The 24,557-nt window shown below is 42.1% G+C and carries 24 protein-coding genes; 15 read left to right on the forward strand and 9 right to left on the reverse strand.

Annotated elements, in window-relative coordinates:
- Nucleotide 1: 1 nt before the first annotated feature.
- A complete protein-coding gene (locus tag NDQ71_RS17670) occupies nt 2-889 on the forward strand; it encodes a Kiwa anti-phage protein KwaB-like domain-containing protein (protein WP_024606120.1) in 888 nt (295 codons plus the stop codon).
- 493 nt (nt 890-1,382) lie between these two features.
- A complete protein-coding gene (locus tag NDQ71_RS17675) occupies nt 1,383-2,714 on the forward strand; it encodes a hypothetical protein (protein ID WP_301561953.1) in 1,332 nt (443 codons plus the stop codon).
- A gap of 198 nt (nt 2,715-2,912) precedes the next feature.
- On the opposite strand, the gene NDQ71_RS17680 is transcribed toward NDQ71_RS17675, so the two are convergent.
- The 6 genes from NDQ71_RS17680 to pspF are packed head-to-tail and all read right to left on the reverse strand — an operon-like array spanning nt 2,913 to nt 9,265.
- Nucleotides 2,913-3,674, reverse strand: a complete 762-nt coding sequence (locus NDQ71_RS17680) for an ATP-binding cassette domain-containing protein (RefSeq protein WP_192542207.1) — start codon at nt 3,672-3,674, stop codon at nt 2,913-2,915.
- On the reverse strand, nt 3,674-4,666 hold the full coding sequence (locus NDQ71_RS17685) for an oligopeptide/dipeptide ABC transporter ATP-binding protein (RefSeq protein ID WP_192542208.1): 993 nt from the start codon (nt 4,664-4,666) through the stop codon (nt 3,674-3,676). The genes NDQ71_RS17680 and NDQ71_RS17685 overlap by 1 nt, the downstream gene beginning before the upstream one ends.
- Entirely contained in the window at nt 4,667-5,560 is an 894-nt protein-coding gene (locus NDQ71_RS17690; RefSeq protein ID WP_064668111.1) for an ABC transporter permease subunit, read from the reverse strand.
- Nucleotides 5,547-6,581 (reverse strand): ABC transporter permease subunit, encoded by a 1,035-nt coding sequence (locus tag NDQ71_RS17695; RefSeq protein WP_192542209.1) that lies wholly within the window; start codon nt 6,579-6,581, stop codon nt 5,547-5,549. The genes NDQ71_RS17690 and NDQ71_RS17695 overlap by 14 nt, the downstream gene beginning before the upstream one ends.
- Nucleotides 6,581-8,188 carry an ABC transporter substrate-binding protein gene (locus NDQ71_RS17700; protein ID WP_301561954.1) on the reverse strand — a complete coding sequence of 536 codons (1,608 nt, stop codon included), beginning with the start codon at nt 8,186-8,188 and terminating at the stop codon, nt 6,581-6,583. The genes NDQ71_RS17695 and NDQ71_RS17700 overlap by 1 nt, the downstream gene beginning before the upstream one ends.
- Nucleotides 8,189-8,206: 18 nt before the next feature.
- Entirely contained in the window at nt 8,207-9,265 is a 1,059-nt protein-coding gene (gene pspF, locus NDQ71_RS17705) for a phage shock protein operon transcriptional activator (protein WP_192542211.1), read from the reverse strand.
- Nucleotides 9,266-9,452: 187 nt separating this feature from the next.
- Here pspF and pspA point away from each other — a divergent pair, with 187 nt between their 5' ends.
- The 8 genes from pspA to NDQ71_RS17745 all read left to right on the forward strand — a co-directional run bounded on the left by pspA (nt 9,453) and on the right by NDQ71_RS17745 (nt 15,988).
- Complete coding sequence (gene pspA, locus NDQ71_RS17710) at nt 9,453-10,112, forward strand: phage shock protein PspA (RefSeq protein ID WP_064668107.1); 660 nt, start codon at nt 9,453-9,455, stop codon at nt 10,110-10,112.
- A gap of 60 nt (nt 10,113-10,172) precedes the next feature.
- Nucleotides 10,173-10,406 (forward strand): envelope stress response membrane protein PspB, encoded by a 234-nt coding sequence (gene pspB, locus NDQ71_RS17715; RefSeq protein WP_064668106.1) that lies wholly within the window; start codon nt 10,173-10,175, stop codon nt 10,404-10,406.
- Nucleotides 10,403-10,804: an envelope stress response membrane protein PspC gene (gene pspC, locus NDQ71_RS17720; protein ID WP_064668105.1), complete on the forward strand. Its 402-nt coding sequence runs from the start codon at nt 10,403-10,405 to the stop codon at nt 10,802-10,804. The genes pspB and pspC overlap by 4 nt, the downstream gene beginning before the upstream one ends.
- A 58-nt stretch (nt 10,805-10,862) precedes the next feature.
- Complete coding sequence (locus NDQ71_RS17725) at nt 10,863-12,275, forward strand: YcjX family protein (protein ID WP_301562687.1); 1,413 nt, start codon at nt 10,863-10,865, stop codon at nt 12,273-12,275.
- Nucleotides 12,272-13,315 (forward strand): TIGR01620 family protein, encoded by a 1,044-nt coding sequence (locus tag NDQ71_RS17730; protein ID WP_064668104.1) that lies wholly within the window; start codon nt 12,272-12,274, stop codon nt 13,313-13,315. Before NDQ71_RS17725 ends, NDQ71_RS17730 begins: the two co-directional genes overlap by 4 nt.
- Nucleotides 13,316-13,442: 127 nt before the next feature.
- On the forward strand, nt 13,443-14,624 hold the full coding sequence (gene megL / locus NDQ71_RS17735; protein ID WP_064668103.1) for a methionine gamma-lyase: 1,182 nt from the start codon (nt 13,443-13,445) through the stop codon (nt 14,622-14,624).
- A 212-nt stretch (nt 14,625-14,836) separates the two neighbouring features.
- The gene (phhA, locus tag NDQ71_RS17740; protein WP_192542212.1) at nt 14,837-15,634 is read left to right on the forward strand and encodes a phenylalanine 4-monooxygenase; all 798 of its coding nucleotides are present in this window, start codon (nt 14,837-14,839) and stop codon (nt 15,632-15,634) included.
- Nucleotides 15,635-15,643: 9 nt separating this feature from the next.
- The gene (locus tag NDQ71_RS17745) at nt 15,644-15,988 is read left to right on the forward strand and encodes a 4a-hydroxytetrahydrobiopterin dehydratase (protein WP_064668101.1); all 345 of its coding nucleotides are present in this window, start codon (nt 15,644-15,646) and stop codon (nt 15,986-15,988) included.
- Nucleotides 15,989-16,055: 67 nt separating this feature from the next.
- On the opposite strand, the gene NDQ71_RS17750 is transcribed toward NDQ71_RS17745, so the two are convergent.
- Entirely contained in the window at nt 16,056-16,349 is a 294-nt protein-coding gene (locus NDQ71_RS17750) for a hypothetical protein (RefSeq protein ID WP_064668100.1), read from the reverse strand.
- A 181-nt stretch (nt 16,350-16,530) separates the two neighbouring features.
- Here NDQ71_RS17750 and hrpA point away from each other — a divergent pair, with 181 nt between their 5' ends.
- The 3 genes from hrpA (at nt 16,531) to NDQ71_RS17765 (ending at nt 21,165) form a co-directional block, all read left to right on the forward strand.
- The gene (gene hrpA / locus NDQ71_RS17755) at nt 16,531-20,418 is read left to right on the forward strand and encodes an ATP-dependent RNA helicase HrpA (protein WP_192542213.1); all 3,888 of its coding nucleotides are present in this window, start codon (nt 16,531-16,533) and stop codon (nt 20,416-20,418) included.
- Nucleotides 20,419-20,482: 64 nt separating this feature from the next.
- Nucleotides 20,483-20,860, forward strand: coding sequence for a PleD family two-component system response regulator (locus NDQ71_RS17760; RefSeq protein WP_301561955.1), 378 nt, complete (start codon nt 20,483-20,485; stop codon nt 20,858-20,860).
- Nucleotides 20,861-20,868: 8 nt separating this feature from the next.
- Nucleotides 20,869-21,165 (forward strand): PilZ domain-containing protein, encoded by a 297-nt coding sequence (locus NDQ71_RS17765; protein ID WP_301561956.1) that lies wholly within the window; start codon nt 20,869-20,871, stop codon nt 21,163-21,165.
- Between the two features lie 5 nt (nt 21,166-21,170).
- On the opposite strand, the gene NDQ71_RS17770 is transcribed toward NDQ71_RS17765, so the two are convergent.
- Nucleotides 21,171-22,361 (reverse strand): class I SAM-dependent methyltransferase, encoded by a 1,191-nt coding sequence (locus tag NDQ71_RS17770; RefSeq protein WP_301561957.1) that lies wholly within the window; start codon nt 22,359-22,361, stop codon nt 21,171-21,173.
- Between the two features lie 150 nt (nt 22,362-22,511).
- On the opposite strand from NDQ71_RS17770, the gene NDQ71_RS17775 reads away from it, so the two are divergent.
- The gene (locus NDQ71_RS17775) at nt 22,512-23,165 is read left to right on the forward strand and encodes an HD domain-containing protein (RefSeq protein WP_301562688.1); all 654 of its coding nucleotides are present in this window, start codon (nt 22,512-22,514) and stop codon (nt 23,163-23,165) included.
- A complete protein-coding gene (locus NDQ71_RS17780; RefSeq protein ID WP_192542215.1) occupies nt 23,165-23,554 on the forward strand; it encodes a VOC family protein in 390 nt (129 codons plus the stop codon). Before NDQ71_RS17775 ends, NDQ71_RS17780 begins: the two co-directional genes overlap by 1 nt.
- 13 nt (nt 23,555-23,567) lie before the next feature.
- Here the strand turns inward: NDQ71_RS17780 and NDQ71_RS17785 are convergent, their stop codons facing one another.
- Complete coding sequence (locus NDQ71_RS17785; protein WP_192542216.1) at nt 23,568-24,557, reverse strand: two-component system response regulator; 990 nt, start codon at nt 24,555-24,557, stop codon at nt 23,568-23,570.

Below are 24,557 nucleotides of genomic sequence, written 5' to 3' on the forward strand. Positions count from 1 at the left end.
AATGACAGCACAGCAGAATTTTTTTGCGTTTATTAAGGACGATAGCGGCAGCTGTCAAGTTAAACGAATTAGGGTAAATAATCCACTTCAGTCAGAGCTAATTCAAATATTTGAAGATCAGCGAGTCTCCTTTGAGCAAGGAGTAGATACTGAAGTGGATTTTAATGGTGACTGGAAGCCAGACGCGAATGAAGTCCTCACTATTGATGATATTAGTGAATCAACGTTAATGGCGAATGCAATCAATGCAAATGCATCATCTTTTACGGACGTGAATATTTCCAACTTCTCAAATGAGCCGATAAAGGCAATATTTACAGGCATTACTACAAATGGTCAAACTAAAGTGTTTGTTCAAAAGTTTTCATCAAGACAGGCTCTTTCGCTAAATCAGCTCCCTATAATAAAGATGCAAACTGGCAATACGTTTATAAAAACTACTGATGATATCTTTACGATTGATAATAAGTTAGTAGCAATTATTGAAGGCAATAAAACAAAGTTCAAAAGTTTCCACAATGCTCGAATGGTTTTCGATCTGTCAGAGTTTTATCGAGAGGCAACAGACGAAGACTTAACTCAGATGTCGCAACATACTTCATTGGAAATTACTGATCTTGCAATTTTTATCTCAGAAGCTGATACGCAAGTAAGAAAGATGGCGCACTCCATTAAGAGTTCGGGGGTGTTAGATAACTATACTGTTATCCAAATATCCACTGCTGCGGCCAATTTTCCTGACATTCCAGTCGTTGTAAATAATGGCAAAATAGCATTGCCAAGTGGCAAAAAAGAACTCAAAGAAGTACTGCACTTTTTATTAGAAGATATATATAAAGGGCCGTTGTCTGGTAGCGATTACTTAACTAACTCTAAACGTGTTCGGTAGCATGCTAACAAGTCACTGCACTTGGAAATTTTACTCGCTTCGCCCCAAAATTCCGGTTAGTGAAGCGTTACCGAATAAATACTCAAAGTTGTTTTTGTCCATAGACGGGTTATGTATATAAATCGCCTTTGCCCCAAAATGAGTTCACATGATTACTTTATAGGTCGGCTTTGAGTAATCAGTTACAGTGTTATTCATCTAATGCTATTGGCTCTACTCCATAAATCTGATATTCCACTAACTTTTATGCCATCACCAATACAAATAACTGTATGAATACACATTTTTCTTGTTGTGCTCCCATATTCAAGAAAATGAGCGACTAGCGTATTTTCTTTTTTCTAAATCTCTTTAGCGTCAATAAAAAATTAGAGTTGGCAATGCCTTAAGTTATTTGTTAAGAATAGATTTATTAATACATGAGCGTGGCATCGGCAGAAAGATGCGCTAGACGCGCACTATAAAATTGTTAGTTGCTAATGGAGTAAAATTCATGTGTCGTAATTATAACTGGATACTACTACTTCTTTTACTGTTTTCGAGCCGGGGTATAGCAGCTAGCGAAATCTCTACTGTTATCATAAAGAGCCCTGCTGGAAGTTGGAGTGTCAGTTATACGTCTGATGCACCCGTTACACGTATTTCCTTTCAAAGAAGTCCGGATAGCTCAAGGGGAAAGCGTTGGAGAATTAAATCTGCAGATTTTAAAGTTGTTAAGGTAAATGACTACGAAACTGTAAGACGAGTCGATGGTAAACCTTTCACTCAAGTTGAATTTGAACTTACACCTACATATATCTCATTACCGAAAGACTATGCACCTTTTTCCCCTTTCACTGACGGAGGAATGCTGTTTCATTCTGGCAGGTTCTTTGCGTGCCCTGACCTTTGTGATGGCTCATTAAACGAATGGCATATCCGTATTCGGGCATCTAAAGACGATAATATAATTGTTGACGGAGTTGTTTATACTGGAGATGCCAGTTGGGTGGATAGCGACAGCGGCCAAAAAGTATACGTTGGCAAGGGAGAGCCAATACAAGATGAAAATTTTGTCAGTTTGCTCGATAGAGGTCTTCCTGTACCGCTGAAAGAGTTGATGTCTCAAAACTTGCCAAAAATCCTTTCATATTTCGCCGCCCGCATGGGAGCACTTAACTTTCGCCCAAGCTTGTATGCTTCCTATAGCCAGACTAGCGATGGACGTTATGGTAATCAAGGCGGGACTCTGCCAAGGCAAATATTTATGCATTGGTATGGAGAAAAAGCCATAGAAAAATTAGATGAAAATGCTACATTTTGGTTTTTTGCTCATGAAGTGGCGCATTTATACCAAGGAAAGGCTGGCAATGTAGAAGCTTTAGCCGACGCGTGGTTACATGAAGGTAGTGCTGAACTATTTGCCGGTCTTTCATATTCAGAAATACACGGTAATCATAAAATATTTCTGAGTAAAATGGAGAAGGCAAAAGAAAATTGCTTGAGTAGCTTTGGAACTGAAACCAATTATAGAAACGTTGCCTTAAAAAGCAGTAAAATTCATTATAGTTGCGGCTTGCTGCTCTTTGATGCCTTAAACAATGAGCTTCAAGAGCGAAATAGCGATGTTTTTTTTCTGTGGAAGGCTTTCAATTCGGCTGTTAACGAAGGCAAACCAGCTACAACGGCAACTTTTGTAGAGGTTAGCAAATCATTCGTATCACACACGTCGTGGTTAACTTTGTTAGATTTTGTAACAAAATCTGAATTTAACTCAAGACAGTTCTTTCAGCAAATAGCAACTAACAAGTCAATACAGCCGACCGCTAACGCGTCGGCTGATTGAAGCGTTACCGAATAAATACTCTAACGTGTTTTTGTCCAAAAATGAGTTTGCCCGACCGTCAACTTCTCACTCTAATCCGTCTATCAGCTCTCACATTTATTGTTGGGTTTCGTCGCTCTCAACCACAACCTACGGTGATAAATTTAACGCCGGGCTGCTCTGGCTTTTCCTAGAACCTTTCACCTAGAACCTTTTTCTTCAACAACTCAACAATTTCTGGGTGACTTTTGATTTTGGATTTTGAAATACATCTCTAGTTTTACCGTATTCAACGATTTCACCGTGATCAAGTACCACCAGTTGGTCGCTAATATGACGTACTAGGCTTAAGTGATGGGTGATGAGAATATAGCTAAGTCCGGTGTCTTGTTGCAGCTTAAGTAATAAGTTTACAGTTTGTGCGCGCACTGATGGGTCTAGTGATGATAGGGCTTCGTCGAGCACCACCACTTTAGGGTCGAGGATTAACGCGCGGGCGAGGGCGACGCGTTGTAACTGACCGCCGCTGAACATGTGAGGGTAATAATGTTGATGGTCATTCAGCAAGCCAACCTTATTCAAGGTGGCTCTAATTTTTTCAGCGCGACTTGGTTTGTCTAAGTTGGTGTTATATTGCAGGCAGTCGTTGAGCATTTCGCCAATGGTGAGGCCTGGGTTTAATGAGGCTTCCGAGTCTTGGAAAATCATCCGAATATGGCGACATTGTTGATCCCTTATGCCTTTGTCTTCAATGATAGTGCCATCAAGCAAGATTTGCCCTGTGTCGGCGCTGTCGGCACCGGCTAATAACTTGGCTAAGGTACTTTTACCTGAGCCTGTTTCGCCAATAATCGCCAGAGTTTCACCTTGCTCTAAGCAAAATGAAATATTTTTTAATACTTCAAATCGTTTGCGTGAAAATAGCCCCGCTCTAAGGTTAAAGCTTTTTGATAAGGCTTGCACTTTTAACAGAGGCTGCATTATTTCATCGCCTTAATTAACGGAAAATGACACGCATAGCTGTGACCATGCTGTTTAGTTAAAGGCGGTGTGACTACGCAAGCCTTTTGTGCTTGTGGGCAGCGAGGTCCAAGTCGGCAGCCGATTGGTAAATGCTGCAAAGTGGGAATGGTGCCTTTAAGTGCATAAAACGGTTCTTTGTGCGCAAGCCCTTGTTCATAATCAGGTAAGCTTTTTAATAATGCTTGCGTATATGGATGGCGTGGCTGGCTAAAAATACGTTGAGTTGGACCTGCCTCGACCATTTGCCCACAGTACAGTACATGCATACCATGGGACCAGTTGACGATTTCTTCCAGTTCATGGGAGATCATTAAAATCGACATATTCTTAAGCTGGTTTAAACTTTTTAATAACCTAAATACTTGCGCGCGGGTGGTACTTTCCAGCGCGGTGGTTGGTTCATCGGCAATCAGTAGCTTAGGTGTGCGGGCAATCGCCATGGCTATCATTACTTTTTGACACACGCCTTCTGAGAGCTCATGTGGATAGCTTGACAATACTTTTTCGTGATCTTTAATCCCCACTTTGTGGATCAAGGCCTTAACACGGTCTTTGCGTTCCCGATTACGTTTTAAGAAAAAACCAGACCCTGCTATTTCAGGCAAGGTTTCGGCAATTTGCTCAAATATTTTCGCAGTAGGATCAAGGCAGCGGCTGGGATCTTGATAAATCATAGCGATATCGCTGCCAACAATTTTACGTCGTTGTTCGCTTGATAAGCGCATTAAGTCAACCCCGCGCCAGTGCATGCGGTCTGCGGTTATGTGCCAGCGCTTATTTAAAACGCCAACAATGGCTTTGGCGATTAAGCTTTTCCCTGAGCCGGATTCGCCGACTAATGCATGAACTTCGCCTTCTTTAAGGCTCAAGTTTACTCTATCAACGGCGCGGAACACGGTATCTGAGGTACGCAGCTCTATGGTTAAGTTTCGTATATCAAGTAATTGCATTTAGTCAGCCTTACGTGCTTTGAGCACTTGGCGTAGTCCGTCACCCACTAAATTGGTCGACAGCACCGCTAAAAAGAGTAATACCCCAGGCAAACCAACGGTCCAAGGAGCCAAATAAATTAAACCTAGGTTTTCAGCTAAAATTGCCCCCCATTCTGTGGTGGGCGGTTGTGCACCAAGTTTTAAAAAGCCCAATGCTGAAATATCTAGAATAGCGGTAGACAGTGCCATAGTAAAAATAACCACAATGTGCTCATAAATATTGGGGAAAATCCCCCGCGAGAGGATATGCCAATTAGAGGCGCCATCGAGTTTAAAGGCGGTGATGTAGTCTTTACTTAGCTCCGTCACAATCAAGTTACGTACTGAATGAATAAACTGCGGCAGCAGCGCTAAAATAATCGCCCAAACGGTATTCATCAGACCGGGGCCTAATATCGCAATAATAATAATCGCCAATAATAAAGACGGTATCGATAAAGTTATATCGAGCAGGTGATTTAAAAAGCTTGAACGAAGACCACGGCTAATACCGGCAAAGGTGCCAACTAAAACCCCAATAATAGTGGTGATAAGTGCAGCAATCACTGATAAGCCAAAGGTATAGGTTGCACCATTCATTAACCGTGATAATACGTCGCGACCTAAGTCATCTGTGCCGAGTATAAACCGTACGTCGCCCATTTCATGCCATGAAGGGGGGATCAATAAGGCATCACTGTGTTGCTGGTTTACGCCATAGGGTGCAATCAGTGGTGCGGCGGCAGCCAAAATTGCGAAGGCGATAAAAATCCATAACCCAACTAAGGCGGGGTGATTGGATTTAAACTTGCGCCAAAATCGCGCCAGTGGCGATTTGTTTGACTCTTCTGAAAATAAATTAAACTTTGCCATGCGCTTGATTCCGTGACAGCGGGTCGAACAAGGTATAGGTTAATTCTGCAATAATCGTAGCCAGAATTACAAACATCGATACCGCTAATAAACCACCTTGAATTGCAGGGTAATCGCGCTGGTAAATGCTATCAATCAACCAACGGCCAATGCCTGGCCACGAGAAAATCACTTCTGTGATCATGGCTAGGGTGATCAAGGTACTAAATTGCAAACCAATTTGTTTTATTACTGGTAACAGCGCATTACGCAGGGCGTGATGAATAATTAATTGGGCACGGTTTAAGCCTTTGGCTCGCGCGGTTTTAATATAGCTTTGATCTAGTACGTTTAACATTGAGTCGCGGGTAAAACGCACTAATACCGTGGTTGGGTACATTGCCAGTACGATGGTGGGTAAAGTTAAGTGATGCAAGGCATCCACTATTGCCATACCTGAGTAGGGGAAATCGGCCAATATAATATCTAATAAAATAAAACCGGTTTCAAAAGGTATCTCGTAGAGCAGCCCCATACGCCCAGACATGGGAAACCAACCTAGTTGCAATGAAAACACCATAATTAATAATAATGCCAACCAAAACACAGGCATTGAGTAACCCACTAAGGTGGTGGAGTTTACCAGTTTATCTGGCCAGCGGCGGTGGTATGCAGCGGCAAATATCCCTGCGGGTACGCCAACCACTACTGAGATAATTAATGCGTAAATACTCAGCTCTAAAGTTGCAGGGAACAGGTCGATAATATGGCTAAAAACGCTATCACCAGAGGCAAATGATACGCCCCAATCGCCTTGTACAATACGCGCTAGAAAAGCAAAGTATTGGATCAAATAATTATCATCAAAATGATACTTATCTTGTAGCACGCTGGTTTGTGAAAAGCTGGTATTACTGATGCCACTTAAATTACTGAGCGGATCACCAGGAAACAAATAACTCAGTGAGAAAGTAAATAAGCTTAAGGTAAACATCATAAATAACAGTAAGCCTAAGCGACGTAAAATATAATGTAAAACCATTATTTTTTCCTCGCGTTGGCTAAGGAAATGGCGCCAAATGGGCCAAGTGGAATGCCTTCAACATCGGCACTGCTGGCTTGAAAACGCATACCATGGGCAAGGGGCAGTAGTGGCAGTTCACGTATAAGCATAGCTTGTACTTGCTGATAATAGATTTTACGTTTGGCTAAATCGGTGGTGTCGAGTGCCTGTGTGAGCAGTAAATCAAACTCAGGGTTGCACCAATTTGCAGGGTTTTTACCACTAAAAGCTGCTGTGCAACTTAGCAGTGGGCTGAAAAAGTTATCAGGATCCGGAGTATCTGCAGCCCAACCTAATAACACGCTATCGTGGCGATGCTCACCAATACGCTGAATAAAGGTATTCCATTCATATTCAACAATACTGACATTTACACCAATTTTTCGTAAATCGCTTTGCATGAGCTCAGCCATTTTACGTGCATTAGGATTATAAATACGACTCACCGGCATTGCCCAAATGGTCATATTAAAGCCATTCGGAAACCCGGCTTCAATTAATAACTTTTTAGCCAGATCCGGATTAAAGCCTGGTAACTTAGGTTGTGCTTGATACGCCCATGATGTGGGCGGTAATAAAGATTGTGCACGGATACCATTGCCGTAATAAACAGCCTGCATGATTTTTTCAATATCGATGGCATGGGCCAATGCTTGGCGCACACGTAAGTCATCAAAAGGCGGGCGCTGGGTATTAAACGCCCAATAACCTACGTTTAAGTTGGTTTCTTTTTGCACCTTGATGTCGTCACGTTGCGCTAAAATACTCAGCTGCGCGCTGCTTGGATGCGCAGTAACATCGCACTCTTTTGTCAGCATTTTTGCAATTCGCGTTGTGCCATTCGGCGTGATGTCGTAAACCAACTGCTCAAGTACCACTGGGTGTTTCCAATAATCTGGGTTGCGGTAATAACGCACTAAGTGATCGCGACGATACTCTTTATAAATATAAGGGCCAGTACCAACAGGGTACTGATCAAACAAATTAACTTGCTCGCGCTGTTTTAATTGCATCGCGTATTCGCGCGATAACACCACGGCAAAGTCTGTCGCCATATTGGCTAAAAAGCTACTCTCTGCATTAAAAAGCTCAAAACGCACTTGGTGGTCAGAGACTCTAACGATTTGTCGTATTAATTGGTCAATACCCACACTTTGAAAATAAGGGTAGTCGGCATTACCAACAAAGTGATAGGGGTTATAGACATCAAATAATCGGCTAAAGGTGAAGATCACATCATCAGCATTAAACTCTCTGCTGGGTGTAAAGTAGGCGGTGGTATGAAATTTTACCCCTTTACGTAAGGTAAAGGTGACCGATTTACCGTCTTTACTTATTTTCCAGTCAGTGGCCAGCTCGCTTTTAAATTCAGCCGTGATAGGATCAATACTGATCAAACGGTCATATAATTGATTAGCAATAATATCAATGGTAGAGCCTGTGGTCGTCACTTGGGGATTAAACGACACAGGGTTGGCCTCAGCGCAATAAACTAAGCCCTGATTCTTTTCTTCTAACGTTTTTTCTTTGGTGTCTAAGCAACCTGTTAGGCATACCGTTAAGATACCAAGTAATAATTTATACACTCGTTTAGCCTCTGACTATTATTGTTGATCTAACAAGTTGTATTTTTTCAAATAGCCTCGTAGTTGATGATACGTCAAACCAAGTACTTCTGCAGTTTTCTTTTGATTAAATAGACTAAATTCCAGCGCTTTTTTTATTAAATCTATTTCAAACTCATTGGACAGGTCTTTTAAACTACATGGAAACTGAAATTGTGGGCTATTTGTTGCAATAATAGGTTCGCTGGGTGCTACTGCAACAGGCGCGGCTTCTACGGCCTTAGTGGGTAGCTTTTTAATTCGTTGCTTAGGTCTAAAGCGGCTTTCAAATGGGTCTAAAATAATCTGATGAACGGGAATATGTTCGCTACCATGACGATACAAGCTACGCTCAACCACATTTTTAAGCTCACGAATATTACCTGGCCAGTCATAGCCTTGCAGTATTTCCACGGCGCTGCGGGTAAAACCACTGAATAGTTGCCAGTCTAAATCTCGAGCCATATTCATCGCAAATTGCTCGGCCAGTAACATGATGTCTTCCTGACGCTCGCGCAGCGGCGGTAAGGTAATAACATCAAACGCGAGCCTGTCGAGTAAGTCGCTTCTAAATTCGCCTTGCTCGGCTAGATAAGGGAGATCTTCATTGGTTGCGCAGACTAAGCGGGTATCAACCTTGACGGTTTGCTTGCCACCTACGCGTTCAAACTCTCCGTACTCAATAACCCGTAGCAATTTTTCTTGCACCATGGCGGAGGTATTTGCTAATTCATCCAAGAACAGGGTGCCGGCATTAGCGCGCTCAAATCGCCCTTCGTGGCGTTTACTTGCGCCAGTGAATGCACCGCTTTCATGACCAAATAATTCACTTTCGAGTAGGTTTTCATTCAGTGCGGCGCAGTTGAGCTTAATGTAATTTTGCTCCCATCGCTTTGATAAAAAGTGCAATCGCGCGGCAATTAGCTCTTTACCAGTACCGCGTTCACCAATAATCAGCACTGGTTTATCTAAACTTGCCAGTTGTGAAACCTGATCAAGCACCGCTAAAAAGCTGTCTGATTGGCCGAGTAAATTATCTTGTTGGCGAAATTGGCTCATATTCCCTAACTCTTGGTCATTTTTACTAACAGTTAGTGTATTTCATAATCAAGGAGAACTAAAGGAATTTGTATTTTTAGTTTAACATTATGAAATTATTACTGTATTTTATGTTTTATAAAGTTGGCAAGCATATTGTAATAGTAACTGCAGACCAATTAAGTTAAACACTACAGAGGTAAATGTTATGGGAATTTTTTCGCGTTTTGCAGATATTGTTAATTCTAATATCAATGCCATTTTAGATAAAGCAGAAGATCCTGAAAAAATGGTACGTCTTATCATCCAAGAGATGGAAGATACGTTAGTTGAAGTACGTTCAACCTCTGCAAAAACATTAGCAGAGAAAAAAGAACTCGTACGTCGCGTTGATACACTTAAAGAGCAAGTTGCACAGTGGCAAGATAAAGCGGAGCTGGCGCTGAGCAAAGATCGTGACGATTTAGCCCGTGCTGCACTGCTTGAAAAGCAAAAATCAGCGCAAGCGGTAACCGCGGTTGAAGAAGAGCTTAACCACGTAGAGTCGCACATTGATAAGCTGCAACAAGAAGTAAGTACGTTACAAGACAAGCTTGCCGACGCTAAAGCACGTCAAAAGGCGATTATTCTGCGTCAACGCTCAGCTGAGTCGCGCCTAGAAGTGAAAAAAGCACTCGACAGCTCTAAAGTTGAAGATGCATTAAATCGCTTTGAACGTTACGAAACTAAGATTGATGGACTAGAATCACAGGTAGAATCGTACGACTTAGGCAAAAAGTCATTAGCTGATGAAATTGCTGATTTACAGCAAAATGAAAAGATTGATGACGAACTAGCAGCGCTTAAAAAGAAGCTTGCTGATAAATAATAATAAATGGGGGCATAGCCCCCAGTGCTTAAACATATAACGGATTGATAGGAGAATATCATGTTCGATGCAGAAGTTTTAATGCCACCAATCATAATTTTTATGGTTATTGTCGCTCCGCTTTGGCTTATTCTACATTACCGTAGTAAAAAGCAAGTTAGTCAAGGTTTGAGCGAGCATGAACATCGCCAACTTGTTGAGCTTGCACACAAAGCCGAAAAAATGGCGGAACGAGTTGAAACATTAGAAGCCTTACTTGATCAAGAGGCCCCACAGTGGAGGCGTAAAGTATGAGTACTAAACGTGAACTGTTAAGAGACCCAGTACGTGGCAAAATAGCTGGTGTATGTGCCGGACTCAGTGATTATTTTAATATGGAATTGTGGTTAGTACGTATTATCGTAGTAACGGCAGTGTTATTAGCGGGTGGCCCGCTGTTTGTAGTTGCTTATATCGCCGCTTGGTTTATTTTAGATAAAAAGCCAGCTAATACTCATGGTAAGACTGATACACAGCAACACGAAGATCCACTTGAAGTAAAATTTAAAGTATGGCAAAAAGGTGAGCCACCACGTCGTGCTTTACAAGATTTAAAAGACCGTTTAGGACGTGTTGATACGCGTTTACAAGAAATGGAACGTTATGTTACTTCAACAGAGTTTACGGTTAGCCGTGAAATCAATAAGCTATAAAGGATTTAATAGCACTTTAGACTAAGTAATTATGTAGCTGAAGTGCTAGCTCATTATGATAAACACTTCATCTGCAAAAAACGCCTTTAATAAGCTTAAAGGGAAGGCTGAAAAAGCCGTACACCGTAGCTTAGATCAACACGTGAAATTAGCGGTTACTGGCCTCAGTGGCAGTGGTAAAACCGCTTTTATTACCGCCTTAGTGAAGCATTTGACTAGCCAAGCGACTGATAAAAACTTACCGTTTTTTGATGTGATGCAGCAACAGCGTCATATCGCTACAAAAATTGTACCGCAGCAAGCGCTAACCATTCCGACCTTTGATTATACAAAGGCTTTGAGTGCATTATTACCGCTAGAAGGCCAGCCACACTGGCCTGCCTCAACTGAACGCATAAACACCTTGCGCCTTGCCATTAAATACCGCAGTGATTCTGGTTTACGAGGTCATTTTGCACCGCAATCAACCTTGTACTTAGACATTATTGATTACCCTGGTGAGTGGTTGCTTGATTTACCTATGCTAGAGCAAAGCTATCAACAGTGGAGTGAGCAGCAATATGCATTGTTACAGCGCGCTCCACGAGTTGAAAAGGCACAGGCATTTTTAACTGCGCTTAGTGAACTTGATCTAAATGCCCCCGTTGATGAAAACGCGTTAAGCGAGATTGCAGCGCATTATCAAACGCTGTTAATCGGTCTTAAAAAAGACACTAAGCTTGCCATGTTGCAACCAGGGCGGATGTTGATGCCTGGTGAATTACAAGGCGCGCCACTGTTGTTGTTTTTTCCTGTTGCCAAGTTTACTGATGAAATTATTGCGGGCTCGAACTTAGCGCATTTAAAGAAACGCTTTGATGCGTATGTCAAAGAGGTGGTTAAACCGTTTTATAGTCAACATTTTCGCAATTTTGATCGGCAAATCGTGTTGGTTGATGTGCTTAGTGCGCTCAATGAAGGGCCAGAGACATTACAAGAGCAAGGTGATGTGATCAAACAATTACTTGCCCATTTTAACTATGGCGAAACGGGCTTTTTAAAACGTTTATTCAAACCAAATATCGATAAGCTGTTATTTGCCGCTAATAAATCGGATCACATCAGTAGCGCGCACCATAAAGACTTAGCCTTGCTGCTTGATTCGTTAGTGCATGAGCAAAGTAACCATTTAAAATTTGATGGTGTTAAAATTGAAACCATGGCGATGTCATCAATTGCTGCAACGATGCCAAAGCAAGTGGTTGAACAAGGCAAAACCCTTAATTGTATTTATGGTAAGCCGTTATTAGAGTCGCAATGGTTGACTTATTTACCGCCGCAGCCACCACTGCGAATTCTGGGTAAAGACGAGTGGCCAAGTCATGGCTTTGAATTTTTATCCTTTGCGCCAATGCCAAGCCCAGATAAGCAGTTAAAACACATTCGTTTGGATCATGTCATGCAGTACCTGTTAGGAGACAAATTAACATGAGCGAGACCACATCAGGCTTTCAAGCTGGTAGACGTATTGATACCAGTGAACAGCCTTTAGAGAATGAACTCACCTTGACCCCAGCAAAAGTAATTGATCAAGGTGACTATGAAGATCAACACGTAAATGACGCGCCGCTGGACGAGGAAATTGATTTAGCGCCAGTTTATAAAAAATCAAAATGGCAAACGCTTAAAGCTGTCTTTGTTATTAGCTTTATAACTTTAGTGTTAGCTGAATTTATATTTTCTATGGTTGTGACATTTCAGCAATCTATCATCTTAGGCAGCGTATATTTAATTGCAGTGCTGAGCGGGGTGTTGTTATTAGGCAAGCTATTATGGCGTGAGTATAGAATGTTGCGTAGTTTAAAGCGCAATCAATTGCATCGCCATGAGGCAGATAGACTACTGAATAGCGAACAAGTGGGAGGCGCATTACCTTGGCTTGAAAAGCTCAATAAACATCAGCAATTAACCGGCTTTGACGAGTTTAAAGCCAGTATTGATAGCCATCATAGCGATAAAGAGATCATGACCTTGTACGCCGATAGCTTGTTAGTGAAACAAGATACCCAAGCGAAAAAGCTGATCAACCGTTTTGCTACTGAGTCTGGTTTATTAGTGGCGCTTAGTCCTTTGGCACTGGTGGATATGATGGCGGTGCTGTGGCGGGGCACTAAACTGATTGAGCAAATCGGTAAGATATACGGTATCGGATTTGGTTATGCTAGCCGGATCAAGCTTTATAAAATGCTGATCAAACAAGTGATGTTTGTTGGCAGTGCTGAGTTAGTATCTGATTTAGCGGCAACAGCGCTCAGTGCGGAATTATTAGGTAAACTATCAGGGCGCGCAGCACAGGGCTTGAGTGCAGGGATATTTACTGCACGTATTGGCTATAAAGCCATGGAATTAAGCCGTCCATTACCGCGACTTGAACATAAGCGTAGTTTACTCAAAGGCACCGCGCAGTTGATTGCGAGTAAAATTGTATCTCGTAAAAAAGCGACAACAGAGAGTTCAGCAAGCACAAACTGACAAGATATCTGTACAGTGACTTTGGGTCACTGTACAGAAGATAGCCATCTGAGCATCCGGCATGCTTGTGATCTAGAAGCTGATACGCTTTGATTATGATATTAATAATAATCAAAAAGATCAGACAATGAACACACTCCACATCGACAGTCAATGTATCCACGGACCAGAAAAAGCCAACGATCCACATGGCGCGCTAACCGCACCCTTATACCAAACATCAACGTTTCACTTTAGCAGTGCCGCGCAAGGGGCTGCGCGTTTTGCCGGTGAAGAGCCCGGCTATATTTATACCCGTTTAGGTAACCCAACCACCACAGAGCTTGAACAAAAGGTTGCCCAACTGGAAAGCTGCGAAGCCGCAGCCGCCACCGCAACGGGAATGGGCGCTGTATCAGCATCGGTATTGAGCTTCCTTTCACAAGGCGATCATCTAGTCGCATCAAGCGCTTTATACGGTTGTACGTTTGCGTTCTTCGCGCATATGTTACCGCGTTGGGGGATTGAGGTGACCTTTGTGGATATGACCGATGAACAACAATTACGTGATGCAATTAAGCCAAACTCAAAAATGATTTTTGCAGAAACACCAGTCAACCCAACCATGGCAGTGATTGATTTAGCGTTAATAGGGCAAGTGGCAAAACAGCATAACTTGATTAGCGTAATAGATAACACCTTTCTTACCCCGTTACTGCAAAAGCCAATGGATTACGGCATTGATTTAATTGTTCACAGCGCCACTAAATATTTAAATGGCCATGGCGATGTGGTCGCAGGGTTAGTGTGTGGCTCAGATGAACATATTAACTTAATTAAAATGACGGTACTTAAAGACATTGGTGCAACCATTAGTCCCCATGATGCCTGGCTAATAAACCGTGGTTTAAAAACATTAGCCATACGAATGCAGCGCCATTGTGAGAGTGCGCAAGTGATTGCTGAGTTTTTAGAGCAACACCCACAAGTGAATACCGTTTACTATCCGGGGCTTGCCTCTCACCCTGGGTTTAAGTTTATTGGTAAGCAAATGAAAGCGGCCGGTGGCGTGATTGCTTTTGAGCTAAAAGGCAACTTAAAAGATGGCGAACAGTTCATTAATAATACTCAGCTGTGTACGCTTGCTGTGAGTTTAGGTGATGCTGAAACACTGATCCAACACCCTGCATCGATGACCCATTCTCCGTATTCACCAGAAGAAAGAGCCGCAGCAGGTATCAGCGATGGCTTGATCCGGTTATCCGTTGGTCTTGAAGATGTTAACGACATAATTAACGATCTTAACCATGCCTTTACTTGCATTGGTTGATTTGTAATTTTAAGTTTACACTTTAGTCGCTTTTAAGGCCTTTAAAATAAAGGCTGTAAACTTTTCGATCTTTAACTGTAATTAAATCTATACAAAAGTTGGGGCGGTGCCAATTGTTGATATTAGCCCAGCTATTAAACTTTGTCTTACATTTGCTTAGTATCCCCTTAACACGTTGACACCGATACCGGTTTAACAGCAAGAAGGTTATTATGGCTAAAGCAAGTAAATACACCTCTAGGACACCAGATGAAAATGGCGTGATCCATTGGAGCGAAGAAGAAAATAAAATATGGTCAGAATTAGTCGCACGCCAATTAAAATGCATTGCAGGCAAAGCGTGTAATGAGTATATGGAAGGCCTTAAAAAAATAAACCTGCCTGAGGATCGTATTCCGCAGTTAAGTGAACTTAACGAGGTATTATTAGCGACAACGGGTTGGCAAGTAGCACCTGTGCCGGCGTTAATTGATTTTGATGAATTTTTTCGTCTGTTAGCGAACAAGAAGTTTCCCGTTGCTACGTTTATTAGAAGCCGAGAAGAGTTTGATTACTTACAAGAGCCGGATATTTTCCATGAAATATTTGGTCACTGCGCTATGCTTACCAACCCTGATTTTGCTGAGTTTACTCATAAGTATGGTCAGTTAGGGTATGCGGCTGAGAAAAAAGATCGTGTTTATTTAGCGCGTATGTATTGGTTTACTGTTGAGTTTGGCTTAATGCAAACAGATGAAGGTTTGCGCATTTATGGCGGCGGCATATTATCAAGCCCTGGGGAGACACAATATGTGTATTCAGATAAGCCTGAGATCAAGCCAATGAACGTACTAGATGTACTCCGTACGCCGTATCGAATTGATATTATGCAGCCTTTGTACTACACCATTAATTCTATCCATGATTTATTTGATATTTCACAGTTGGATATTATGGCGTTAGTTGCGCAAGCAAAAGAATTAGGGTTACATGACCCAAAGTTTCCTCCTAAAGAAAAATTAGCAAGTTAAGGATTTAAGATGTCATCACTAAGCGCACAAAAATGCGAAGCCTGTCACGTAGACGCTCCAAAAGTATCAGATGCTGAGTTAGCTGAACTAATTAAGATGATCCCTGATTGGGTGCCTGAAGTACGCGACGGTATTATGCAATTAGAGCGTGTTTATAAATTTAAAAACTTTAAACAAGCTATCGCATTTACTAACAAAGTAGGTGATATGGCTGAAGATGAAGGTCATCATCCCGGCTTATTAACAGAATGGGGCAAAGTAACTGTAACCTGGTGGAGCCACTCGATTAAAGGCTTACACAAAAATGATTTTATTTGCGCTGCTAAAACGGATGACGTTTTCGCTGCTCTATAAATAAAACACAGCATATTGTTCTGCCCAAAGAACATAAAAGGCGCTTAATTAGCGTCTTTTTTATTATTTAAACTAGTGACCAGAGTGCGTAAATAGGCAGTAAGCCAGCCCAAACACTGAGTATTATGACTAGTAACGCACTCTGCCAAAGTGGTAGTTTTTCCGGCTTAGGTTGTTGCCAGTTTTTATCAACTAATATGATCGATTTAAAATCAGCTTGAAAATTTTCTTCCACGCTGTAAATACGATTATCAAGCGTGTAATCAATGGCATCTCTTAAAGTGGTTAAACCGGCTTTATTGCCTAAAATGCAATCGGAGTCGACTTCATTATAAATTTTGATCCAAGGTTTATCTGACATTTATAGTCCTTTCCAGTGCCACGAAATTATTTAATAGTTTTAATAGTATTACATTATCAGAAAATCCCTACAGTCTGCAGCTTGAACATTTATATTATTTTATATCGCAGCAACGTTAACCCTCGCGGCGAAGTTTGCTACAATCGTGCGTCTTTATTCAAATTTTAGAAGGTAGTCGCGGGTGGTTAACCTAGGTCAATTGTTTGGTGAGCTAAAAACGTGTTTAAGAAAAGATCAATTCATCTTTAAAAAACGCCTTCACGGCATAAAAAAAATAACCGATGCAACAAAACAAGCCGCTGTGGTTGAAAAAATCACTGCCGATATTGCTCGTAGCCAACAATTGCGTGAGGTGCGCTTAGCCCAGTTACCTAAAGTTACTTACCCAGAGCAACTCCCTGTCAGTCAGAAAAAAGACGATATTAAAGAGGCTATCGCCAATAACCAAGTGGTGATCATCGCCGGTGAAACTGGCTCAGGTAAAACCACGCAAATTCCAAAAATGTGTTTAGAACTTGGTCGTGGCGTTGATGGCTATATAGGTCATACTCAGCCAAGACGACTTGCAGCGCGCAGCGTAGCGGATCGGATTGCCCATGAAATGCAGTGTGAGCTTGGCCAGCAAGTCGGTTTTAAAATTCGTTTTAGTGACCAAGTATCTAATAACAGCTACATAAAGTTAATGACTGACGGTATTTTACTGGCGGAAATTCAACAAGACCGGTTTTTAAACCAGTACGACACCATCATTATTGATGAAGCCCATGAGCGCAGTTTAAACATTGACTTTATTTTAGGTTACTTAAAAAACCTATTGCCAAAGCGTCCCGATTTAAAAGTGATTATTACCTCGGCGACCATCGATCCAGAGCGATTTTCAAAGCACTTTAATGATGCGCCAATTATTGAAGTATCAGGGCGAACATTCCCCGTTGATGTACGTTACAGGCCACTTGTTGAAATTGATAAAAATGACATGGAAGCCGAGGGCGATCAGCTGCAAGGCATATTTGATGCTGTTGATGAACTTTGCCAAGAAGGTCCAGGCGATATACTGATCTTTTTAAATGGCGAACGTGAAATTCGTGATACTGCCGATGCATTAAGCAAACGTAATTTAAAAGGGGCTGATGTATTACCGCTTTATTCGCGATTATCAAATGCAGAACAAAATCGAATTTTTGCCCCGCACAGTCGCCGGCATATTATTTTATCGACCAACGTTGCTGAAACCTCACTGACCGTGCCAGGAATTCGTTACGTCATAGACCCAGGTACCGCGCGAATTAGTCGTTACAGTTATCGTACCAAAGTGCAGCGTTTACCGATTGAGCCAATATCACAAGCCAGTGCCAATCAGCGAAAAGGCCGCTGTGGTCGTGTTGAAGCGGGTATTTGTATTCGCTTATACGCTGAGGATGATTTTAATTCACGCCCAGAATTTACCGATCCAGAAATACTGCGCACTAACTTAGCGTCGGTTATTTTAAAAATGTTGGGTTTAGGCTTAGGCGATATGGCGCAATTTCCATTCGTACAAGCCCCAGATAGCCGTAATATTAACGATGGTTTAACTTTGCTGGAAGAGCTTGAAGCGGTTAAACCAAGTCGCAACAATAGCAATACGCAACTTACTAAATCGGGTATTGAATTGAGCCGTTTACCAGTTGACCCGCGTTTAGCTAAAATGGTGCTGACAGCGCAAAAGCTGGGAGCGCTGCGTGAGGTTATTATTATTGTTGCAGCGTTGTCGATTCAAGACCCTCGCGAGCGTCCGCAGGAAAAGCGCGCTGCAGCCAATGAAAAACATGGCCGTTTTGACGACCCTGATTCAGATTTTATCGCCTTTTTAAATTTGTGGAACTACCTAGAAGAGCAGCAAAGCGAGTTGAGCAATAGCCAATTCAGAAAGCTGTGCCAAAAAGATATGCTCGCTTATATGCGTATTCGAGAATGGCAAGATATCGTTTATCAGCTCAGTACTGTGTGTAATGAAATGGGCATGAAAGCCACCACCAATGTTGCCGATGGCGATAAAATCCATCAAGCGCTACTGAGCGGCATGTTAAGTCACATTGGCTTTAAAGATGATAAGCAAGTTTATAAAGGTGCGCGTAATAGCCAGTTTCATATTTTTCCAGGCTCTGGGTTATTCAAGAAAAGCCCTAAATGGCTGATGTCGGCAGAGCTGGTTGAAACCAGTAAACTATATGCGCGTATTAATGCGAAAATTAATATTGATTGGGTTGAACCACTCGCGCAGCACTTAGTAAAACGCAGTTACAGTGAACCCCATTGGGAGAAAAAGCCCGGTGCGGTCATTGCGTTCGAGCAACAAGTGCTGTACGGGCTGATTATTGTTTCTAAGCGCCGCTGTGTGTATAGCAATATCGACCCAAAAGTGAGTCGCCAGTTGTTTATCCGCAGTGCTTTAGTTGAGCAAGACTTAGGTCAAAATGAAGGTTTTTTACAATTTAATCGCGAATTAATTGAAGATATTCAAACTTTAGAAAATAAGAGCCGTCGTCGTGATATTTTAGTTGATGAGCAAACCTTATATGAGTTTTATGATAGGAAAATTCCAGCTCAGATCAACAGCCGTGCGGCATTTAACAAATGGTACAAAACACAAAAGCAGCAGGATAAACAGTATTTGCACATGACCCGTGATGAGCTAATGCAACACGGCGCCAATAGCGTTACTGAATTTGATTACCCAGATGTATGGCAGCAAGGTAATCTAATGCTGCCGCTGAGCTATCACTTTGATCCCGGCCAGGCGGTGGATGGTGTGGCGGTGCAAATTCCGGTGGCTTTATTAAATCAAGTGGAAGAAACAGGCTTTGATTGGCATATCCCGGCATTTCGACATGAGTTGATCACTGGTTTAATTAAGTCGTTACCAAAATCGTTACGTCGTAACTTTGTGCCAGCCCCAAATTATGCGGATGCCGTACTGGCTGCCATTGAGCCAATGCAAGGTAGTTTTATTGAGGCGTTAAGTACGCGATTATTACGTATGACGGGGGTGAAAGTGGAGCCGGAGGCATGGGATCTCACTACATTGGCAACACATTTACGCTTACAGTTTGAAGTGCGAGATGATAAAGATACTGTACTTGCACGAGGTATGGATTTAGCGAAACTCAAAACGCAATTACAAGGTAAAGTAACGCAAACCTTGTCTAAAGTTGCGGATAAAGGCATTGAGAAAAGTGACCTGCTGCAATGGGACTTTGGTAAGTTACCGGTATCCTATGTGAAAAAACAAGGTCAGTATGAAATCAAAGCATACCCTGCGCTGGTGGATAAAAAGTCGTCTGCGGCGGTTGAATTATTTGATAATGAGGTTAAAGCCCAAGCCGCACACCAACAAGGTTTGCGCCGTTTAGTGTTACTAAATGTACCGTCGCCGATCAAATATTTACAACAAAACTTACCCAATAAAGCAAAATTAGGTCTATATTTTAACCCGTTTGGTAAAATTGCTGATTTAATTGATGACTGTATTGCCGCAGGCGTTGATAGTCTATTGGTAAAATTAGGTGATGTTCGTACCGAGCAGGCGTTTGAGCAAGTAAAAGAGCAAATTCGCGGCGAGCTGGGTGATGTGGTTGTGGGCATTGCAACTCAAGTTGAACAAGTACTCAGCATTGCCCATGCACTGCATAAAAAGATGAAAGGCCGTGTTGATTTAACCATGATCACTGCGCATGGTGATATAAAAAGCCAACTTGAATCGTTAATTTTTAAAGGTTTTGTTTCAAGCCATGGGGCGGATAAACTCAGTGACCTAATTCGTTACTTAAAAGCGATAGAAAAGCGTCTAGAAAAGTTGCCTGTTGATCCAAATCGTGACAGATTATGTGTACTTGAATTAGATAAAGTTGCGCAAGAGTATCAAAAACTGCTGAAAAAAGTGCCAACTGGGATGCCTGTACCACAACAATTACAGGATATATTTTGGATGCAACAAGAGCTAAGAGTATCTCTTTTTGCACAAACGTTAGGCACACCGTATCCGATTTCAGCAAAACGTGTGCTAAATGCTTTGCAAGAAATTGATTGAGTTAGATATCACTGAGTTTATCTAAAAGGAAACATTCGTAAGATGAGAAGGAACTGTATTAATTATGCGCTCATCCGCTAACAAACCTCCGCGTTTACTGGTTGTAGACGACGAGTACTTTAATTTTGAGATGCTCAAAGTTGCTTTATCAACAAACTTTGAGCTCAGTTATGCTGAATCAGGTAAAAGCTGTTTATCGTCAGCAATTGCTAATCCTCCGGACGCTATATTACTGGATGTATGTATGCCCGGGTTGGATGGCTATGATACTTGTAGAATGCTGAAAAACACCCCTGAAACGCGGGATATTCCAATTGTGATGGTGTCAGGCTTAGAATCTGCACAAGAACAACAAGCTGGCTTTGAGGCCGGTTGTGATGCGTATGTGGTTAAACCTTTTTCTGTAGTGGGGTTGTTGGAAAAAATAAATACTGTGGTGTAGGAGGTCAAATGCTCAATGAAGATAAACGTAACTTTAGACGTATGCAGTTAAATGCCCGTGCCAAACTAACGACTCTTGAGCCTATTGCTGATCAACAATTTGATGTCGTCTGCGTTGATTTAAGTGCAACTGGCTTATCAATACAGTTAGATGAATTACTTGAACTGGGCACCATAGTAAAGGTTAATATTGACTCTACTAGCCCCGCTATTGCACCACTTGATGCCACTGCTAGAGTAATTCGTGCCAGCAAAGAAAGTGATGGCACGGTGACCGCAGGGCTTGAAATAATGCAGTTTAACTAGCTAGACTAGTACACTTTACAGATCAAGCCTTTTAAGTAAAAACCTTCCGGGTAGCTACCTGCAATTGGGTGATCCGCTGCTTGATTTAAGCGTTCCATGATCAATAAATCTTTGCCAGCATCGAGCGCCGCATCGGCAACCACTTTTTGAAACAAGTTTTGATCCATTAAGCCCGAGCATGAGAAGGTTAACAAGGTGCCACCAGGTTTTAAAATTTGCATGGCAATCATATTGATGTCTTTATAGCCACGACATGCACCAGTTAGCTGCGCTTTATTATCAGCAAATTTTGGTGGGTCCATCACAATTGTGTCAAATAGCACGCCGTCTTCACGATATTGACGGAGTAACTTAAAAACATCTTGTTTAACAAAATCAACACGGTTTAAATCTAACTCGTTGTGTTCAACATTACGTTTTGCGGTATCCAGCGCTGGTTGTGATACATCGACGTTGGTTACATGTTCACAGCCGCCGCGCAGTGCATATAATGAAAATGTGCCGGTGTAACTAAAGCAGTTAAGTACTTTTTTATCTTTTACAAAACGCTCCAATGCAGCACGGCTATCACGTTGATCAAGATAGAAACCGGTTTTATGGCCTTCAAGAATATCGACTTCAATTTTAAAGCCGTTTTCCTCAATTAATACGGGTTGCTCGGGTTTATTACCCCATAACACGCCCATGGTTGGCTCTAAACCTTCTTTGCTGCGCACATCGACATCAGAGCGTTCATAGACATTACAGCCTGGGAAAATATCAATTAAAGCACCCACTATTTCACCTTTATGGCGCTCTGCACCGGCACTTAATAACTGACACACTAAAAAGTTGTCAAATTTATCAATGGTCACGCCTGGTAAAAAGTCAGACTCGGCGGCACATAAACGAAACCCGGTTAAGCCACCCTCAGCAATTACTTGCTCGCGTGCAGCTAATGCGCGACGTAAACGACGCTCAAAAAAAGCTTGGTCGATGACTTCTGTTTCATCAAAGCTCCAAACACGGGCACGAATTTGTGAGTGTGGGCTGTAAGCCGCCGTGGCTAAATATTTACCATTGTTATCGTGAATGGTTACTGTGTCACCTAAACTCGGTTTACCTTTTATTTTTTTGATGGCTTTTGAAAACAACCAAGGGTGTTTTCTTTTTAGTGATTTTTCACGACCAGCTTCTAGGTATACGACAGATGACATTAGGCTTCTCATTACGGATAAATTAAGAGCGTATTTTAGTGAAGCAGGCTCGAACATACAATGAATGTTTTGCACAACCCCCTATAACCGCGGTAAAGTAATGGTAATTCAATGCATTAATTTGAAATTACAGAATTTATGGAACAACGTTTGCCCGTTTTAGCATTATCTGAGCCGTTACAACAGCTAGAAAATCATTGTCGTGCCTTCATTATGTCGTTAGTAAGTGCTGATGTCGCCCACGATATAACTCATATTGAGCGCGTGGTAAGAGTCGCTAAGCAATTATGTGTTGCTGAGCAAGCGGATATGAACATTGTTTTACCTGCTGCATGGTTACATGATTGTGTTGCTGTGGCTAAAAATCATCCCGATCGTGCCAGAGCATCGACAATGGCTGCTGATAAAGCGATCACCTTCTTAACGACGATTGACTATGATCCGCAATTTTTTAAAGCCATTCATCATGCTATTGCTGCTCACAGTTTTAGTGCCAATATCGCGATTGAAAGTGTTGAAGCGCAAATTGTCCAAGATGCCGACCGAATGGATGCATTAGGGGCGATTGGCGTTAGCCGTTGTATGAAAGTAGGGGGCTCAATCGGGCGCAATTTGTATCATCCAGAAGATCCATTTTGCCAGCATCGAACAGCTGATGATACTTTGTATACATTGGATCACTTCTTCATCAAGCTATTACATATTGCAAAAAGTATGAATACTCCCTCAGCAAAAGCAGAAGCCGCGCGTCGTACTGAGTATATGCAGGTGTTTATTGAACAACTTAAATCGGAGATAGGCTAATGGCACTCCCTTCTTTATCTGGTGTCGATCATTGCCATTTAAATGTGGCAAACCTTGAGCAAGCTGTGAGCTGGTACAAAACGGTATTAGGCTTTGATATTGTGCCAGAGCTGGCTTTTTGGGATGAAGGTAAAGGGCCTTTAACTTTAGAAGATGCACAGGCGACCATCCGTTTAGCGCTGTTTGAGGCCGAAGGCAAAAGTAAAGGTATTGCCTTTGCCGCATCGGGTGAGCAGTTTATTGCCTGGTTAAAGCACTTACATGCGCTCAATATTAAAACCGTAATTGCAGATCATCAGGTGACCTATTCGGTTTATTTTCAAGATTTAAGTGGCAATAGTCATGAAATTACCTCTCATGACCATGTTTACATCGCTGCGAATATATAACCGCTCTACACCGCTAATTTTGATAGAGAGAATACACTTCTAAAATTGCATCTAGTTGGCCCTCAAATAAAGCTACCAGTTGCGGATCAAAGTGTTTGCCGGCTTGCTCGCGCATATGTGCAAATGCTTCCTCAACGCTCCAAGCTTGCTTATAAGGGCGTTTAGATGTGAGCGCATCAAATACATCCGCAATCGCGACAATTCGCCCTTCAATCGAAATCTCTTCGCCTTTAAGTGCTTTCGGATAACCCGAGCCATCCCATTTTTCATGGTGCTCCATAGCAAGCACATGAGCCAGTTGTAATAATGGTGAAGATGAATTTGCTAAAATTTTTGCGCCAATTTGTGCATGCTCCTTCATATGCTCAAACTCTTCACTGGTTAATTTACCTGGTTTGAGTAGGATTGCATCGGGTATACCAATTTTACCTACGTCATGCATTGGTGCGGCTTGTCTGAGTAGCTCAGCGTGTTGTTCATCCATACCGTAAGCCAGGGCTAAAATTTTACTGTATTTACTCATCCGCGCAATATGTTCGCCGGTATCGGTATCTTTGTATTCAGCGGCGCAGCCTAAGCGATGAACCAAGTCAACATGGGCTTGCTTTAATTGTTCTGCTTGTACTAAGGATAAGTGAGTTTTCACCCGGGCGCGCACGATTGCTGGGCTGATAGGCTTGGTAATGTAATCTACCGCGCCAATTTCAAAGCCTTTAAATTCATCACTCTCATCGGCAAGGGCGGTGACAAAAATGATCGGAATATGTTGTGTTTGCGGGTTTTCTTTTAAACGCTGGCATACTTCAAAGCCGCTCATGTTCGGCATCATAATATCGAGTAGAATGAGTTTGGGTAGCTCTTTTGCAACGAGTGCAAGCGCGGCATCCCCCGACTTTGCAAAAGACAGGCGATATTGATCCCCTAAAACTTCGCGCATTACTTTAAGGTTTGCGGGCTCATCATCAACAACTAAAATACGTGCACGTTCAGTGTTAAAATCCAT

The organism is Pseudoalteromonas sp. KG3 (assembly GCF_030436385.1).
Classification (GTDB): Bacteria; Pseudomonadota; Gammaproteobacteria; order Enterobacterales; family Alteromonadaceae; genus Pseudoalteromonas; species Pseudoalteromonas prydzensis.

Coding starts and splice junctions, on each gene's coding strand:
- NDQ71_RS17785 (WP_192542216.1), bottom strand. CDS start 24,557: ATGGATTTTAACACTGAACGTGCACGTATTTTAGTTGTTGATGATGAG.
- megL (WP_064668103.1), top strand. CDS start 13,443: ATGAACACACTCCACATCGACAGTCAATGTATCCACGGACCAGAAAAA.
- pspF (WP_192542211.1), bottom strand. CDS start 9,265: ATGAGCCAATTTCGCCAACAAGATAATTTACTCGGCCAATCAGACAGC.
- pspC (WP_064668105.1), top strand. CDS start 10,403: ATGAGTACTAAACGTGAACTGTTAAGAGACCCAGTACGTGGCAAAATA.
- NDQ71_RS17780 (WP_192542215.1), top strand. CDS start 23,165: ATGGCACTCCCTTCTTTATCTGGTGTCGATCATTGCCATTTAAATGTG.
- phhA (WP_192542212.1), top strand. CDS start 14,837: ATGGCTAAAGCAAGTAAATACACCTCTAGGACACCAGATGAAAATGGC.
- NDQ71_RS17690 (WP_064668111.1), bottom strand. CDS start 5,560: ATGGCAAAGTTTAATTTATTTTCAGAAGAGTCAAACAAATCGCCACTG.
- NDQ71_RS17680 (WP_192542207.1), bottom strand. CDS start 3,674: ATGCAGCCTCTGTTAAAAGTGCAAGCCTTATCAAAAAGCTTTAACCTT.
- pspB (WP_064668106.1), top strand. CDS start 10,173: ATGTTCGATGCAGAAGTTTTAATGCCACCAATCATAATTTTTATGGTT.
- pspA (WP_064668107.1), top strand. CDS start 9,453: ATGGGAATTTTTTCGCGTTTTGCAGATATTGTTAATTCTAATATCAAT.
- NDQ71_RS17750 (WP_064668100.1), bottom strand. CDS start 16,349: ATGTCAGATAAACCTTGGATCAAAATTTATAATGAAGTCGACTCCGAT.
- NDQ71_RS17770 (WP_301561957.1), bottom strand. CDS start 22,361: ATGTCATCTGTCGTATACCTAGAAGCTGGTCGTGAAAAATCACTAAAA.
- NDQ71_RS17765 (WP_301561956.1), top strand. CDS start 20,869: ATGCTCAATGAAGATAAACGTAACTTTAGACGTATGCAGTTAAATGCC.
- NDQ71_RS17675 (WP_301561953.1), top strand. CDS start 1,383: ATGTGTCGTAATTATAACTGGATACTACTACTTCTTTTACTGTTTTCG.
- NDQ71_RS17695 (WP_192542209.1), bottom strand. CDS start 6,581: ATGGTTTTACATTATATTTTACGTCGCTTAGGCTTACTGTTATTTATG.
- NDQ71_RS17685 (WP_192542208.1), bottom strand. CDS start 4,666: ATGCAATTACTTGATATACGAAACTTAACCATAGAGCTGCGTACCTCA.
- NDQ71_RS17730 (WP_064668104.1), top strand. CDS start 12,272: ATGAGCGAGACCACATCAGGCTTTCAAGCTGGTAGACGTATTGATACC.
- NDQ71_RS17670 (WP_024606120.1), top strand. CDS start 2: ATGACAGCACAGCAGAATTTTTTTGCGTTTATTAAGGACGATAGCGGC.
- NDQ71_RS17745 (WP_064668101.1), top strand. CDS start 15,644: ATGTCATCACTAAGCGCACAAAAATGCGAAGCCTGTCACGTAGACGCT.
- NDQ71_RS17760 (WP_301561955.1), top strand. CDS start 20,483: ATGCGCTCATCCGCTAACAAACCTCCGCGTTTACTGGTTGTAGACGAC.